This is a genomic window from Streptomyces flaveolus, assembly GCF_014648815.1.
Lineage (GTDB): Bacteria > Actinomycetota > Actinomycetes > Streptomycetales > Streptomycetaceae > Streptomyces > Streptomyces flaveolus.
On record NZ_BMRV01000017.1, the window covers coordinates 87,724 to 102,274 of the forward strand.

General features: G+C 73.7%; 12 protein-coding genes. 8 read left to right on the top strand and 4 right to left on the bottom strand.

Features of this window, described 5'->3' with window-relative positions; genetic code table 11:
- Nucleotides 1-170: 170 nt before the first annotated feature.
- Nucleotides 171-3,992, bottom strand: a complete 3,822-nt coding sequence (locus IEZ05_RS30835; protein WP_189233583.1) for a CHAT domain-containing tetratricopeptide repeat protein — start codon at nucleotides 3,990-3,992, stop codon at nucleotides 171-173.
- 79 nt (nucleotides 3,993-4,071) lie between these two features.
- On the opposite strand from IEZ05_RS30835, the gene IEZ05_RS30840 reads away from it, so the two are divergent.
- Complete coding sequence (locus IEZ05_RS30840; RefSeq protein ID WP_189233584.1) at nucleotides 4,072-4,464, top strand: hypothetical protein; 393 nt, start codon at nucleotides 4,072-4,074, stop codon at nucleotides 4,462-4,464.
- Nucleotides 4,465-4,486: 22 nt separating this feature from the next.
- On the top strand, nucleotides 4,487-5,413 hold the full coding sequence (locus IEZ05_RS30845; protein ID WP_189233585.1) for a hypothetical protein: 927 nt from the start codon (nucleotides 4,487-4,489) through the stop codon (nucleotides 5,411-5,413).
- A 30-nt stretch (nucleotides 5,414-5,443) separates the two neighbouring features.
- Here the strand turns inward: IEZ05_RS30845 and IEZ05_RS30850 are convergent, their stop codons facing one another.
- Complete coding sequence (locus IEZ05_RS30850; protein ID WP_189233586.1) at nucleotides 5,444-6,316, bottom strand: SGNH/GDSL hydrolase family protein; 873 nt, start codon at nucleotides 6,314-6,316, stop codon at nucleotides 5,444-5,446.
- Between the two features lie 310 nt (nucleotides 6,317-6,626).
- Here IEZ05_RS30850 and htpG point away from each other — a divergent pair, with 310 nt between their 5' ends.
- The gene (gene htpG / locus IEZ05_RS30855) at nucleotides 6,627-8,525 is read left to right on the top strand and encodes a molecular chaperone HtpG (RefSeq protein WP_189233587.1); all 1,899 of its coding nucleotides are present in this window, start codon (nucleotides 6,627-6,629) and stop codon (nucleotides 8,523-8,525) included.
- 53 nt (nucleotides 8,526-8,578) lie between these two features.
- Here the strand turns inward: htpG and IEZ05_RS30860 are convergent, their stop codons facing one another.
- The gene (locus IEZ05_RS30860; protein WP_189233588.1) at nucleotides 8,579-8,911 is read right to left on the bottom strand and encodes a hypothetical protein; all 333 of its coding nucleotides are present in this window, start codon (nucleotides 8,909-8,911) and stop codon (nucleotides 8,579-8,581) included.
- 124 nt (nucleotides 8,912-9,035) lie between these two features.
- On the opposite strand from IEZ05_RS30860, the gene IEZ05_RS30865 reads away from it, so the two are divergent.
- Nucleotides 9,036-9,479: a DUF3093 domain-containing protein gene (locus tag IEZ05_RS30865; protein WP_189233589.1), complete on the top strand. Its 444-nt coding sequence runs from the start codon at nucleotides 9,036-9,038 to the stop codon at nucleotides 9,477-9,479.
- Between the two features lie 3 nt (nucleotides 9,480-9,482).
- Here the strand turns inward: IEZ05_RS30865 and IEZ05_RS30870 are convergent, their stop codons facing one another.
- Nucleotides 9,483-10,421 carry a TauD/TfdA dioxygenase family protein gene (locus tag IEZ05_RS30870; RefSeq protein ID WP_189233590.1) on the bottom strand — a complete coding sequence of 313 codons (939 nt, stop codon included), beginning with the start codon at nucleotides 10,419-10,421 and terminating at the stop codon, nucleotides 9,483-9,485.
- Nucleotides 10,422-10,922: 501 nt separating this feature from the next.
- Between IEZ05_RS30870 and IEZ05_RS30875 the strand changes: the two genes are divergently transcribed.
- From IEZ05_RS30875 to IEZ05_RS30890, 4 genes are read left to right on the top strand one after another with little or no spacing between them, the layout of a single operon-like run.
- Nucleotides 10,923-12,224, top strand: coding sequence for a flavin-containing monooxygenase (locus IEZ05_RS30875; RefSeq protein ID WP_189233591.1), 1,302 nt, complete (start codon nucleotides 10,923-10,925; stop codon nucleotides 12,222-12,224).
- A 10-nt stretch (nucleotides 12,225-12,234) separates the two neighbouring features.
- Nucleotides 12,235-12,705: a RidA family protein gene (locus tag IEZ05_RS30880; protein ID WP_189233592.1), complete on the top strand. Its 471-nt coding sequence runs from the start codon at nucleotides 12,235-12,237 to the stop codon at nucleotides 12,703-12,705.
- Nucleotides 12,702-13,376 carry a DUF1028 domain-containing protein gene (locus IEZ05_RS30885; RefSeq protein WP_189233593.1) on the top strand — a complete coding sequence of 225 codons (675 nt, stop codon included), beginning with the start codon at nucleotides 12,702-12,704 and terminating at the stop codon, nucleotides 13,374-13,376. The genes IEZ05_RS30880 and IEZ05_RS30885 overlap by 4 nt, the downstream gene beginning before the upstream one ends.
- Nucleotides 13,373-14,506, top strand: coding sequence for a M20 family metallopeptidase (locus tag IEZ05_RS30890; protein WP_189233594.1), 1,134 nt, complete (start codon nucleotides 13,373-13,375; stop codon nucleotides 14,504-14,506). The genes IEZ05_RS30885 and IEZ05_RS30890 overlap by 4 nt, the downstream gene beginning before the upstream one ends.
- The last annotated feature ends 45 nt before the right edge of the window (nucleotides 14,507-14,551 follow it).

Genomic DNA, 14,551 nt, shown 5'->3' on the forward strand with positions numbered 1-14,551 from the left:
GTGTCCGCACAGCCCCTCCGCCCCGCGACGCCCGGCGCGAGCTCTCGCCGCAGGGGGCGAAGGCCCGCGTACACCCCGGTACGGGACCCAAGCCCGGCCCGCCGGAAAGCACCCGCCGGACGCCGCGGGACCCGCCCTCCGGGCGGACGGAGGGACTGTGCGGACACGCCCTAGGGACCGGCGTGGACCTGGCAGGCCCAGAGGCTGGGCGTCTCGGGGTACTGGTCGCGCAGCGCGCGCACCGTCGCGTGCAGGGCACCGGACGTGCGGGCCACGTCCAGCGCGCCGCCGCCGGTGTGGAGCTCCTCGTACACGCCCCGCGCGACCTCGGCGCCGATGGCGTCCACGACGTGCCACAGGGAGCCCACGACGTGCGGGAAACCCGCCATCTGCAGGGCGCTGACGATGTGGACGGCCTCGTCGGCGAGCTCCGGGCTGCTGCGCAGGGTGTCGCAGGCGGAGAGGTACGCCAGCCGCGCTGACGGCAGCCGCAGGCGGGCGAGGTCGCGGACGGTCAGCGGACGCTCGGTGGCGTCGTGCAGCACCAGCCGGCTCTCGGACAGGCGCTCCAGATCGCTGAGGGCGTGGCAGGCGAAGTGCGCGTGGGCGTGCCGGGGCAGGGCGGAGACGACCGCGGAGCGCGTGGCGGCGGTGTCCGCCAGCACCGCGGCCCCCGGCAGCAGGCCCGCCAGGTGCTCCCTCTCGCGGCGCGCGCCGGGCAGGGGAGCGGCGCCGGCGGCCTCCGACACGCCGACCACGAGCGTCGTGGCGCCCGCGGGCCGCGCGACACGCTGCCGGGCATGGTGCAGGGCCCGCAGCGTCGGTGTGTACGAGGACGTCACCCGGTCGAGCGCCCCGGACACGCCGTCGGCGGGAGCCGCCGCGTGCAGTGGCAGCGTGCCCAGGGCGCCGCCGGGCGACCACCACACGCGGGGCCACGGCCCGGCGGGCCGGGCCGGGAGGCCCAGGTGGTCCAGGACCGGGCCGGTGACCGTCCGCCACAGCCAGTCGAGGGTGTCCCGGACGACCTGCTGGGCGCGCCGCGCGTGCTTGCGTGAGGTTCCGGGCGTCTCGATACGCACGAGCGCCTCCTCGAACGCCTCCCGGTGAGCCGCCGTCGTCCGCGCATCTAGACCGGGCAGCGGCACGGCGTCGACGGAACGCCCGGTGACGACCAGGGCGTCGCTGCCGTAGGGGGAGACGTTGACCAGGACCACCGGGCCGGCCGCGGCGGTCGCCCGCAGCTCGCTCTCGTCCCACTCCCGCACCGGGCGCAGCAGACCGAGGCCGGGGTGCTCGGCACGGATGCGGCGCGTGAGTTCCTGCCATTCGGCGGCCAGCCGCTGGCGCCGGTCGGCCCGCGCGTCCGCGGCGCGGGACGGGTGCGCCGGGCCGCCCGGGCCGCGGTCCGCGGACTCCTCGCTCAGCTGCTCCCGGCTCTCGGTCGCCGTGTCGAGCGCCGCCCGGAGCTCCTCGAACCGCTCGGCGAGTGCCGGCGCCCTCTCCCGGAGCCGGGTGAGGTCGCTGTCCGCGTCGAAGGCATGGGACAGCAGGACGCCCCTGGCCTGTTCGAGGAGCCCCACCGCGAGCCCGGGCCGGCCGCAGCGCACCGCACAGGCGGCCGCGGCGGCCCCCAGGCCGACGGTCCGGCCGAGCAGCAACTCCTGGTCGTCGCGCAGCAGATGGCGCGGCGCGACGGAGTGCAGCAGGTCGACCGCCCGCACATAGCCGTCCAGAGCGCGGTCCCACACACCGAGCTCCGCCCAGAGGTCGCCGCAGGCCCGCGCGGCGTTCAGCCGCTCCGAGGGCGGGCACTGCTGCTCCAGTGCGGCCGTGCGGAACACCTCGGCCGCCTCCGCCAGATCGGCGTCGCGGCTCCGGCCGGTGCTCCGGTCCCGCAGGACGGCACCCAGGTTCGTCAGCCGCAGCGCGCGCCGCGCGTGACCGGGCGGGGTGACCTCGACCGCCCGGCGCAGCAGGGCGAGCGCCTCGGCCCGGACGCCGGGCGACACCAGGGAGCCGAGGCCCGACAGACGGGAGTCGGCGGCCACCGTCAGCGCTGCGGGCAGCTCGGGGGAGTCGTCGGGCAGCGCCGCGACGACCGCGTCGGCCAGCCGGCGCGCCTCCCGGACGTCACCGGGCCGCCACGCCCGCTCGCAGCGGGCCATCAGGGCCATGGCCAGGTTGTGGCGCCGGCGCGGCAGGAGGGGGTCGTCCGCCGGGGTCAGCGCGAGTGCCTGCCGGAACAGCGCGACGGCTTCGTCGAGCCGGGCGGCCGGGTCGGGGGCACGCTCGGAACCGGTCATCACACTGATCCCCGTGGACCCGAGCAGCGTCGCGCGGTGCGCGCGGCCGAGCCCGGGCAGCCGCCCGGCACGGTGCCGGCACTCCTGTGCCTCGCGCAGGTCCTCGCCGTCGCCCGAGAGCCCGTGGCGCAGCCCCAGGGCCATCCCGAGGTTCAGCAGCCGCACGCCGAGCACCTCGTGCCCGTCCGGGGTGAGCGCCACGCCCTCCCGCAGCGCTTCGATCGCCTCGTTCAGCTCCGCCGGGCGGCCGCTGTGCTCGTAACTGTCGCTCAGCACCAGGCCGAGATCGCAGAGCGTCACGGGTCGCTCCGGGTGACCCGGCGGCAGCAGCGACTCGGCCCGCCGCAGGAGCGCGAGGGCCTCGGCCAGGTCCGCGCGGTTGCCCTCGGGGTCGAGCCGGTAGCGGGCGTGCAGCGCCATCGCGGGCGCGAGCAGCCGCGTCGCGGTGCGGGGCGTCGCCTGCGTGGACACGGCCGCCACGGCGGACAGATGCGAGATCGCCGCGTCCAGATCGGCGGGATCGCCGCTCAGCGCGTAGCGGGCCCGCAGCGCGTTGCCCAGCGCGGCGCGTATACCGACGCGCTGATCCGGGTCCCGCGCCGCGTTCAGGGCCTCGCTGAACACCGCGACCGCCTCGTGCAGATCGTGCGGCCGGCCGGCGCGCTGGTAGCGCAGGACGAGTGCGAGGCCCAGGTTGATGCCTGCCGCGGCCGGGCCCTTCGGGTCGCCGGGAGCGGCCCGGCGGAACAGGTCCACCACCTCGTCGCACTCCTCGACGGTGCCGCCCTCCCGGTGCCGCAGAGCGAGCAGCGTGGCGCCCAGGGTGCTCAGGCAGTGGGCCAGATGCGGGCTGCCGGCGGGAAGTTGGGCCAGCACGTCGCGGGCGATGCCGGCGGCGTCGTACAGGTCCTCCGGGTCGTGCGCGCGCTGGTAGCGGTCCAGCAGCTGGATGCCCAGATTGCTGAGGGCGGGGAGCCGGTCGGGGGAGTGGCCGGGGAGGGCCTTGAGGGTGCGGTGGGTGAGAAGGAGCTCGGTGTCCGGGCCGGCCTCCGCCCCGTCCCGCTCGCCGAGGGACAGGGCGTGGGTCAGATCGGCGACCAGGGCGCCGTACGCGGGGTCGTCCTCCGGGGTCGCGAGGACGGCGAGGCTGCCCGCGGCGACGGCCGTGGCGAGCAGTATCTCGCGGCTCGGTGCCGAGGCGCTCACCCGCTCGGCCAGTGCGTACAGACGCAGGTCGTCCTCGGTGGCGTCGCGCGGCGGCCGGTGCTGCCGGCCCTCGGCCGCGATCAGGGACGCGGCGCACTGCGCCGACCACTCGGCGACACCGTCGGCGTTCGCCGGGTCGGGGAGGTCCGCGGGGTCGGCGGCGGCGAAGCCGGCCGCCAACTGCGGTGGCACGAGCCGGGGATCGGCCACCCACACGGGGAAGAGCAGCGTGCCGGCCATCGCCCCGTGGATGCTGCCCTCGATGCCGGAGGTGGCCGACGCGCGGGCGACGCACAGCCACCCGGCCACGTGCCGGGCCTCCAGATCGGTCCTCGGGTCCGTGGCCCGCAGCAGCGCCCGCAGTTCGGAGTCCGCGGCCGGGCCGAACACCACGCCCGGGTCCACCCCCGTGTCCGCGGTGCCGGCCCGCGCGAGGCGTGCGCCGACGGCCTGTACGAGCCGGTCCCGGTCGTCCCTCACCCTGTCGTCCCCCTGCAGTCGACTCCGGCGGCTTGGCGACTCACTCTCCACTGTGCCCGTCCTGAGGCACACTGGGACCATGACCGTATCGCCCGACGTTCCCGAACTCTTGCACCGGCAGGCGGCGTTGTGCGCCCTGCTCGGCTCCCGGGAGGAGATGCAGCGGCCCGGCGTCGGGGAGGCGGCCGAGCGCGCGCGGGACCTGCTGCGCGCGGGCGCGGGCGCCGACGAACTCGCCGCCTGCTTCGACGCCCTCGACCACGCCCTGCGCCGGGCCGGGTACGCGGGCGGGCTGCTCGTCGCGTCCCGGGGCGTCGGGGTGCCCGGCGTGAGCACCCACCTCAAGGTGGCCGTGTGCCCCGGACCGGCACGCTGCAGCCGCACCGAACGGGTCCGCGACCTGCTGCCCGCCCCGCACTGTGCCGTCCACGACGCACGCATGCACAAGGCGCGCCTGCGCCCCGACCGGTGACCGCGCCCGGGCCAACGACACCGTGAACCCACTCCTCGCCACCCTGGGCGGCAAACTCACCGAGCGCTGGCTGAACCTGCTGGTGCTGCCCGGCGCCCTCTTCCTCGCCGTCGCGGCCGTCGGCACCCGCCTCGGGCACCGTCACTGGCACGACGTCGACCGGCTGCGCGGCACGCTGGACGACCTCGCCGCCCGGCCCGCGCTGGACCGGACCGGCACGGCCGCACTCCTGGTGGCGTTCGTCCTGCTGACCGCCGCGGCGGCGGCGCTCGCCGCGCAGTTCCTCGGCGGCGCGATCGAGCGGTACTGGCTGCGTGCGGGCCGCGATCCGCTCTCGCGCGCCCTCACCACGCGACGGCGGCGCCGGTGGACCCGGCGGGACGCCGAGCTCGAGGAGACGGTGGCCCGCACCACTCCGTCCGGCGGGGGAGCGGACGGCGCGCTGACGGTCCCCGCGGCCGTGTGGGCGCGGATCCAGGACCTCGCCGAGGCCCGCGACCGCATCTCGCTGCGCGCGCCGGTGCGGCCCTGCTGGTACGGGGACCGCATGCAGGCGGTGGCGGACCGCGTCGAGGACGCCTACGGTGCCGACCTCGCGGCGCTGTGGCCCCGGCTGTGGCTGATCCTCCCCGAACCCGCCGTACGGCAGATCCAGTCGTCCCGCGACTCCTTCGGCGCCGCGGGACGGCTCGCGGCCTGGGCGGCCGGCTATGCCCTGGTCGCCTGCTGGTGGTGGCCGGCCGCGCTGCCCGCCGTCGCCTGCGCCGCCGTGTCCCGGGCACGGGCCCGGGCGGCGCTGGAGGCGCTGGCGGAACTCGTCGAGGCCGCCGTCGACGTCCACGGCAGGGAACTGGCCGCCCGGGTCGGCCTGGTGGCCCCGGACGCGGCCGGGCCGCTGGCCGCCGCCACGGCCGACCGGATGTCGGAGCTCTTCCGGAAGGCCGGCTGAGGCCGTGGCCGGATCGGCCGGGCCGCCGGATCAGTCCAGACCGAGGACGTCCATGGTGTGCTCGGCCATGCGGCGCTCTCCCAGGGCGTTGGGGTGGACGGGGACCAGGTTCCGGCCGAACAGCAGCGGTTCGATCCACCGGGTGCCGGCGGCCTTGCAGGCGTCGTGCCCCTCGGAGGCCCCGGCGAAGTCCACGTAGGTGACGCCGGTCTCCTCGGCGGCGCGCCGGACGACCGCGTTGAGGTGCGCCTGGATGCCCCGCAGATAGGGCACGTCACCGGAGGCGACCGGCAGCTTCAGGAAGCAGGACGGATCGGCGGTGGCTGGCACGATCCACGGGTAACCCAGGGCCGCCACACGGGCGTTGGGCGCCTTCGCGCGGACGGCGCGCAGCGCCTCCTTGAGGGCGGGGTACGTGTTCGCCTCGATCTGGTCGTCGAAGGACGTGCCGTGCTTGTCCTTGCAGGGGCTGCCCTTGCCGCCACTGAGCAGTCCCGCGGTGCCGCAGGCCGTCACCGCGTTGATGAAGGTGCCGTTGTCGTTGCCGCCGATGGTCAGCGTCACCAGGTCCGTTCCCGCGCCGAGCGCGTCCACCTGGGGGGCGACTCCCGGGTACTGGGCCTTCGTGAAGTGCTTGGTCTCGGCGGCGCCGCACGTGACGTCGTCGAGGCGGGCGCCCGTCCGGGAGGCGATGACGTGCGGGTAGTTCGCGGTGGAGCGCAGACACAGCAGGTTCGTCGGGTCCACGGGCAGGACGCCGGAGCCGGCGCTGTAGCTGTCGCCGAGGGCGACGTAGTCGAGGGACGGTGTGGTGTCGGCGGCGGCAGTGGTGACACTGAGGGCCAGCGTGCCGACCACGGCTGCTGTCGCGGTCATGACACGGCGCACGGCATGCTTCGGCATGTGCTCTCTCTTCTCGGGAAGCGGGCACGCGAAAGCGGGCACGGCGGTGCCCGCGCAGGCGTGCTGATAGGTGAGAGTGCGGCGGCTCGAGCGAAGGAACGTGGAGTACCGAACGCGAGTTACCAATCGGTTCTACCGTTAAGTAATGTGCCCGCGCCCTCGTCACCGCGTCAACGTTGTTGACTGAACTTCTTGCAGCGGACCCGGCCGTGCCCGACGACGCCTGACAGCACCCGGGGAGTGCCCGAGCTGTTCTAAAGTGGCCTTCACCAGTGCAGACGACTGCGGATCAGTGAGGTAGTCACCAACCATGCCGACCGAAACGTTTGAGTTCCAGGTAGAGGCGCGTCAGCTCCTGCAGCTGATGATCCACTCGGTCTACTCGAACAAGGACGTCTTCCTGCGCGAGCTCGTCTCCAACGCCTCCGACGCGCTGGACAAGCTGCGCCTGGCCGCCCTGAGGGACGACACGCTCGACGTCGACGTGAGCGACCTGCACATCGAACTCGACATCGACAGCCAGGCCCGCACCCTCACCGTGCGGGACAACGGCATCGGGATGTCGTACGACGAGGTCACGCGGCTCATCGGCACCATCGCCAACTCGGGCACGGCCGCCTTCCTCAAGGAACTGCGCGAGGCCCAGGACGGTGACGGGACCGACGGGCTCATCGGGCAGTTCGGCGTCGGCTTCTACTCGGGCTTCATGGTGGCCGACGAGGTCACCCTCGTGACCCGCCGCGCCGGCGAGCCCCAGGGCACACGCTGGACCTCACGAGGCGAGGGCACGTACACCCTGGAAACGGTCGACGAGGCGCCGCAGGGAACCGCCGTCACCCTCCACCTCAAGCCGGCGGACACCGAGAACCAGCTCCACGACTACACCTCCCCCTGGAAGGTGAGGGAGATCGTCAAGCGGTACTCGGACTTCATCACGTGGCCCATCCGCCTCGTCGGGGGGACCGGAGACGACGGCGAGCCCGGTGAGGCCGAGACCCTCAACTCGATGAAGGCCCTGTGGGCGCGCCCGCGCGACGAGGTGTCCGACGACGAGTACCACGAGCTGTACAAGCACCTCAGCCACGACTGGCGCGAGCCGCTGGAGACGATCCGGTTCCAGGCGGAGGGCACCTTCGAGTACCAGGCCCTCCTCTTCGTCCCCTCCCACGCCCCGCACGACCTGTTCACCCAGGGACACCGGCGCGGCGTGCAGCTCTATGTGAAGCGCGTCTTCATCATGGACGACTGCGAGGAACTCCTCCCGCCCTACCTGCGCTTCGTCAAGGGCGTCGTCGACGCGCAGGACCTCTCGCTCAACGTCTCCCGCGAGATCCTCCAGCAGGACCGCCACATCCGGATGATCCAGCGCCGCCTGACCAAGAAGGTCCTGTCGACGGTCAAGGACATGATGGCGTCCGCGCCGGACCGCTACGCCACGCTGTGGCGGGAGTTCGGCGCCGTCCTCAAGGAAGGCCTGATCACCGACTCCGAGAACCGCGACGCGATCCTCGCCGTCTCCTCGTTCGCCACCACCCACGACACCGAAGCGCCGGTCACGCTGAAGCAGTACGTGGAGCGGATGAAGGAGGGACAGGACACCGTCTGGTTCATGACGGGCGAGTCCCGGCAGGCCATGGAGGCCTCCCCGCACATGGAGGCCTTCCGGGCCAAGGGCGTCGAGGTCCTGCTGCTCACCGACCCGGTGGACGAGGTGTGGACCGACGCGGTGGGGGAGTACGAGGGCAAGCGGCTGCGGTCCGTGACCAAGGGCGAGATCGACCTCGACGGCGACGAGGACGAGAAGCCCGACGCCGAGAAGGACCGGCGGAGCGAGGAGTACGCCGGGCTGCTCGGCTGGATGACCGAGCACCTGGGCGAGGACGTCAAGGAGGTCCGCCTCTCCTCCCGCCTCACGGTCTCCCCGGCCTGTGTCGTCTCCGACCCCGACGACCTCACGCCCGCGCTGGAGAACATGTACCGGGCGATGGGCCAAGAGGTCCCCCACGCCAAGCGCATCCTCGAACTCAACCCGGAGCACCAGCTGGTGAAGGCCCTGAACCGGGCCTACACCGAGCGCGAGGACCGCACGGAGGTCACCGAGACCGCCGAACTCCTCCACGCCCTCGCGGTGCTCGCCGAGGGCGGCCGGCCCCAGGAGCCGGCCCGGTTCGTCAAGCTCGTGGCGGACCGCCTGGAGCGCACCCTGTAGGCCCACCGGCCGGCACGCGGGACGGCCGGCTGAGGGCGCCCCCCCGGCCGCCCTCAGCCGCCGTACTCGATGGCCACCCCGCCGACGCCGGTCGTGAGCGGTCCGCTGCAGCCCACGCCGACCGAACTGGTCCCGCCGGGCGACACGTAGATCCAGTTCGAGTAGGTGTCGACGGACCACCCGCAGATCGCGCGCACCGAGAACGCGTGCAGCTGCGTCCCGGGGTTGTGGCACTCGCCGTAGGCCGTGTCGTCGGCGATCCAGGTGCGGCACTGCAGCACGTTGCCCTCGGCGGCCGCGGGTGAGGCGGTCACGAGGCCGACTCCCCCCGTCAGAGCGACCGCGGCCGCTCCGGTGACGAGTGCGCGCTTGAAGAGAACCTTCATGTCCTGCCCTTCCGTTCACCGACGTTCCGTTCAGTGAAGTCCCTGGGTGCGTCGGCGTGAACCTGTGACCTGACAGGGAGGGCCCGAGCCGCGCGCCACCGGCCGGAGCTGAGAGGGTGGGGGCATGCGTCTGTACGAAGAACGTCTCGGCGTCCCGAGATCCGCGTTCTGGGTCGCCGCCCTGCTGAGCGTGATGGCGGCCGTCGTCCTGCTGCCCTTCGGGCCCGTCGCCGCCGTCACCGGGCTGGCGGTCGTGGCCGCCCTCACCGCACTGGCGCTGCACGCCTACGGTGCCGCCGCCATCGTGGTGACCGACCGGCACCTGACGGCCGGACAGCTCAGGTTCCCCCTCACCGCCCTCGGACTGGCGGAGATCCTCGACGCCGAAGAGGCGTTCCTGTGGCGCACTCGGCGGGCCGACGTCCGCGCGAAGATGCTGCTGCGCAGCCACATCCCGACGGCCCTGCGCATCGAGATCGACGACCCGGACTGCCCCGCCCCCTACGTGTACCTCTCCACCCGGCAGCCGACCACCCTCCTCGCCGTGCTGTCCTTCGCCCGCCGCTGACCGTCAGCGGGGGCGGTCGCCCGCGATGGCCACGCGTTCGGCGACGCGGCGGGCGTCGCCGTAGTCGTTGACGGCGTAGTGCTGGGTGGCCCGGTTGTCCCAGAACGCGATGTCGCCGGGCTGCCAGCGGAAGCGCACCTGGTACTCGGGCACGTGCGCCTGCTGGAAGAGGAAGCGCAGCAGCCGGTCGCTCTCGTCGCGCGCCATGCCGGTGATACGGGTCGTGAACGAGGCGTTGACGAACAGCATGCGCCGCCCGGTTGCGGGATGCGTGCGTACGACGGGGTGTTCCACGGGCGGGAACAGGTCCTGGTGGCGCAGCAGCCGCTCCGGTGCGTAGAAGCGCGCGAATCCTGGGATGAAGTCGTGCACGGCCCGGGCGCGGTCGATGACGTCCGTCACCTCCTCGGGGAGGTTGTCGTAGGCGGCCGCCATGTCGGCCCACATGGTGTCGCCGCCGAACGGAGGCACCTCGCGCAGCTGGAGAACGGCTCCGAGCGCCGGCCGTTCGCGGAAGGTGACGTCGGTGTGCCAGACGTTCTCGAACGTCGGGGTGGTCCCGCTCGCCCTGTCGAAGCGGACGACGTCCTCGCTGGAGCCGGCGGCGAGCAGGGGATTGGTCTCCAGCTCACCCCAGTTGCGCGCGAAGGCACGCTGCTGGTCGGAGGTGAGGTGCTGCGCCCGGAAGAACAGCACCTTCCACTCCAGCAGGGCCCGGTCGAGCTCCTCGCGCAACGCCGGGCCGAGCGGCCGCGACAGGTCGACCCCCTTGATGACGGCGCCGATCGTGCGCGCCTGGGGCTCCACGTCGAACAGTTCGTACGGCCGCTCCGGACGGCCCTCGGGCAGGCGGCGCAGGATGCGCCGCCCCTCGTACATCCCGTCGCCCGGGACGCGAGCTTCGCGCAGTCCTCGGGCCGGGCGGGTGTTCATCACGGTCATGGGGTTCTCCCTCGTTCACGTGGGGTCTGATCCGGTCGTGCGTGAGCGCGGACGGGCCTTCGGCGCCCGACGGCAGACCACCGGGACGCCCAGGAGCCCCCGATCACTGCACGGCGCAGGGGTCGGGGGTGCCGGGTCGGCGGGGGAGAGGTGGTTCGACGCGCTCAGGTCGCGGGTGGCTCGCCGGGCTCGGGCTCAGCGGCGGCCCGTCATCGACCGGAGCGTTCACACCCTGTTCGGTCCGGGACGCGCAGAGGCCCCGTCGTCGTGCCGAACCGGTGGGTGGTCATGACAACGATGGTGTGATCTTGCCGGGCCGTCTGTCAAGGGGCGGCCTCGGCGACGGTCATGGCCTCGACGCGGGCTTGCGCATCCAGAAAACAGATCACCTGCAACGGAAACATCTGTTGGACAGAACTCCGGGCCCGCGCCGAGGATTTCCCGTGCGGTGGCGCAGCCGACGCGACATCGGGACGAGCTGCCGCCTGAGTGGAGGCTGACATGCCGAGTGAAGAGACAGAAGTGGTCGCGACAGAAGTGGTCGTCGTCGGGGCGGGCCAGGCGGGCGTGGCGATGAGCGAGCACCTGGCGGCCCACGGCGTACCGCACCTCGTCCTGGAGCGGCACCGCGTCGCCGAACGGTGGCGCTCGGAGCGCTGGGACTCCCTGGTGGCGAACGGCCCCGCGTGGCACGACCGGTTCCCGGGCCTGGAGTTCTCCGACGTCGACCCCGACGGCTTCGCCTCGAAGGACCAGGTCGCGGACTACATCGCCGCGTACGCCGAGAAGATCGGCGCCCCGGTCCGGTGCGGGGTCGAGGTGACCTCGGTGCGCAGGCACACCGGCCGGCCCGGCTTCCGCGTCGAGACGTCGCGGGGCGCCTTCGACACGCGCTTCGTGGTGGCCGCGACCGGACCGTTCCAGCGTCCCCTGATCCCGCCCGTCGTCCCGGACGGCGCCGTCCCCGTACAGATCCACTCCAGCGGGTACCGCAACCCGGAGCAGTTGCCCGAGGGCGCGGTCCTCGTGGTCGGGGCGGGCTCCTCGGGGGTCCAGATCGCCGACGAACTGCGCCGGTCGGGCCGTCGGGTCCTCCTGTCGGTCGGCCCGCACGACCGTCCTCCCCGCGAGTACCGCGGACGTGACTTCTGCTGGTGGCTCGGTGTCCTCGGACTCTGGGACGCCGAGACGCCTCCCACGGGCGCCGAACACGTCACCATCGCGGTCAGCGGCGCCCGCGGCGGCCACACCGTGGACTTCCGCGCCCTGGCCGGCACAGGCATCGAACTCGTCGGCGTCACCACGTCCTACGACGACGGCGTACTGCGCTTCGCGCCGGACCTCGCCACCAACATCGCGCTCGGCGACGCCAAGTACCTCGCGCTGCTGCGGGCGGCCGACGCCTACGTCGAGCGCAACGGCCTCGACCTCCCCGAGGAGCCGGAGGCCCACGTCCTCGGACCGGACCCGGGATGTGTGACCGACCCCCTCCTGGAACTCGACCTGGCCGGGGCCGGTGTCACCTCGATCGTCTGGGCGACCGGCTTCGCCACCGACTACGGCTGGCTCCAGGTCGACGCGTTCGACGAGAGGGGCCGGCCCGATCAGCGACGCGGAGTCTCCCGCGAACCCGGCGTCTACTTCCTGGGGCTGCCCTGGCTGTCCCGCCGGGGGTCGAGCTTCCTGTGGGGCGTCTGGCACGACGCCCGGTACATCGCCGACCACATCACCACCCAGCGGGGCTACCTCGCGTACGGCACCACCGACCGGGCCGGCGCGGCCCCGGCGACCCGGACGAACTGAGGAGCAGACGATGACCTCCACGAACGGGGGCCGGCAGGCCAAGGCCCCGGTCGTCACCGGCGGGCACACCCGGATCCGGCCCTTCAACACCCGCGACACCTACCCCGAGCAGAACCTCGACAACGACCTCTGCCAGGCCGTCGTGGCCGGCGGCACCGTCTACGTGCGCGGCCAGATCGGCCAGGACCTCGACACCAGCGAATCGGTCGGGATCGGTGACGCCGAGGCCCAGGCGGAGCGGGCGATGGCCAACATTGCCCTGCTGCTCGACGAGGCGGGCAGCCGCATGGAACACCTGGTCAAGCTGACGGTCTACCTGGTCGACCCCCGTTACCGCGAGGCGGTGTACCGCACGGTCGGCCGCTGGACCAAGGGCGTCCACCCCATCTCCACCGGCCTGGTGGTCTCCGCCCTGGCCCGTCCGGAGTGGCTGTGCGAGATCGACGCCGTCGCGGTGATCCCCGAGGAGGAACGGCCATGACCCTGTCCCTGGTGGTCCGTGACGGCGAGCGCTTCGGCATCGTGGTCAGCTCGTCGAGCCCGGCGGTCGCGGCCCGCGTCGCCCATCTGAGGCCCGGCGTCGGCGCCGCGGCGTCCCAGAACGTCACCGACCCCTCCCTCGGCACGAGCCTGCTCGCCCGGCTCGCGGAACACGGCGACGCGCAGCGCGCCCTGGCCGAGGTCACGGGTGCGGCGCGGCACGCGAAGACCATCCACCACCGGCAGCTGACCGTGCTCGGCCGCACCGGCCCCGGCTTCGCCCACAGCGGCTCGGGGACGCTGGGCACCCACGCGTCGGCGACGTCGGACGGTGCCGTCGCGGCGGGCAACATGCTGGCCGGCGAGCACATCCCGCGGGTCCTCCTCGACTCCTACGCGGCGGCCACGGGCGAGCTGGAGGAACGACTGGTCACCGCCCTGCGGGCCGCCGTGGCGGCCGGCGGCGAGGAGGGGCCGGTGCACTCCGCGGGGCTGGCGGTCGTCGCGGACGTGGAGTGGCGGGTGACCGACCTGCGCGTGGACTGGGCCGACGACCCCGTCGACCGGCTCGCCGAACTCCTCGACATCTGGCTGCCGCAGCGCGACGACTACGTGCGTCGCGGTCTCGACCCGGCGTCCGCGCCCTCGTACGGCGTCCCGGGCGACCGGTGACGGGCGCCGCGAAGGAGGCCGCCCGGCGCGCGGTCGACCGCCGGGCCGACGAGCTGACTGCCCTGTCCGAGCGGCTGCACGCCGACCCGGAGACCGCCTGGGAGGAACACCGCGCCGCCGTCGTCGTCCCGGACCTGCTCGACCGCGCCGGTTTCGACGTCACCTCCTCCTACCTCGGCCTGGACACGGCGTTCCACGCCCGGTTCGGCAGCGGCCCCACCCGTATCGCCCTGTGCGCCGAGTACGACGCCCTGCCCGGTCTCGGGCACGCCTGCGGGCACAATCTCATCGCGGCGAGCGCGGTCGGTGCCGCGCTCGGGCTGTCCGCCGTCGCCGACGACGCCGGCCTCACCGTGGAGGTGTACGGCACCCCCGCGGAGGAGGGCGGGGGCGGAAAGATCGAGATGCTGGACCGGGGGGCCTTCGCCGGGGTGGACCTCGCGATGATGGTGCACCCGGCGCCGGTCGACGTCGCCGAGGCCCGCCCCTTCGCGGTCAGCCACTCCAGGATCTCCTACACCGGCAGGTCCGCCCACGCGGCGGCCTACCCCGAGGCGGGGATCAACGCGGCCGACGCCTTCACGGTCGCCCAGGTGGCCATCGGCCTGCTCCGCCAGCACCTGCCGGCCTCGGCCCGGGTGCACGGGGTGGTGACCCACGCCGGGGACGCCCCGAACGCCGTCCCCGAGCGGACCACGGGACGTTGGTACGTACGCGCCGAGACCCTCGCCGAGCTGGCCGGGCTGGAACCGCGCGTGATGAGGGCCTTCGAGGCGGGGGCCCTCGCCACCGGGTGCGAGCTGGAGATCGAGCCGGAGAGCAGACCGTACGCGGAGTTCCGCACCGACGAGACGGCGCTCGGGCACTATCGGCTGAACGCCCTCGCGCTGGGGCGGGAGTTCGCGCCACCCGGCCAGGCCGCCCGGATGAACCGCGCCTCCACCGACATGGGCAACGTCTCGCAGGTGGTTCCCGCCATCCACCCCTACATCGGCATCGGCTCGCTGCCCGCCACCAACCACCAGCGCGAGTTCGCCGCCTTCTGCGTCGGCGAACAAGCCCGGCGGGCCCTGCTCGACGGCGCGGTCGCACTGGCCTGGACCGGCATCGACCGGGCCGCTCAGGCATGACGGTACGGTCACGGCGTGCGACCGCCCGAGCGCCGCCGGCCGCCG

Coding starts and splice junctions, on each gene's coding strand:
- IEZ05_RS30840 (WP_189233584.1), top strand. CDS start 4,072: ATGACCGTATCGCCCGACGTTCCCGAACTCTTGCACCGGCAGGCGGCG.
- IEZ05_RS30850 (WP_189233586.1), bottom strand. CDS start 6,316: ATGCCGAAGCATGCCGTGCGCCGTGTCATGACCGCGACAGCAGCCGTG.
- htpG (WP_189233587.1), top strand. CDS start 6,627: ATGCCGACCGAAACGTTTGAGTTCCAGGTAGAGGCGCGTCAGCTCCTG.
- IEZ05_RS30860 (WP_189233588.1), bottom strand. CDS start 8,911: ATGAAGGTTCTCTTCAAGCGCGCACTCGTCACCGGAGCGGCCGCGGTC.
- IEZ05_RS30865 (WP_189233589.1), top strand. CDS start 9,036: ATGCGTCTGTACGAAGAACGTCTCGGCGTCCCGAGATCCGCGTTCTGG.
- IEZ05_RS30870 (WP_189233590.1), bottom strand. CDS start 10,421: ATGACCGTGATGAACACCCGCCCGGCCCGAGGACTGCGCGAAGCTCGC.
- IEZ05_RS30875 (WP_189233591.1), top strand. CDS start 10,923: ATGCCGAGTGAAGAGACAGAAGTGGTCGCGACAGAAGTGGTCGTCGTC.
- IEZ05_RS30880 (WP_189233592.1), top strand. CDS start 12,235: ATGACCTCCACGAACGGGGGCCGGCAGGCCAAGGCCCCGGTCGTCACC.
- IEZ05_RS30885 (WP_189233593.1), top strand. CDS start 12,702: ATGACCCTGTCCCTGGTGGTCCGTGACGGCGAGCGCTTCGGCATCGTG.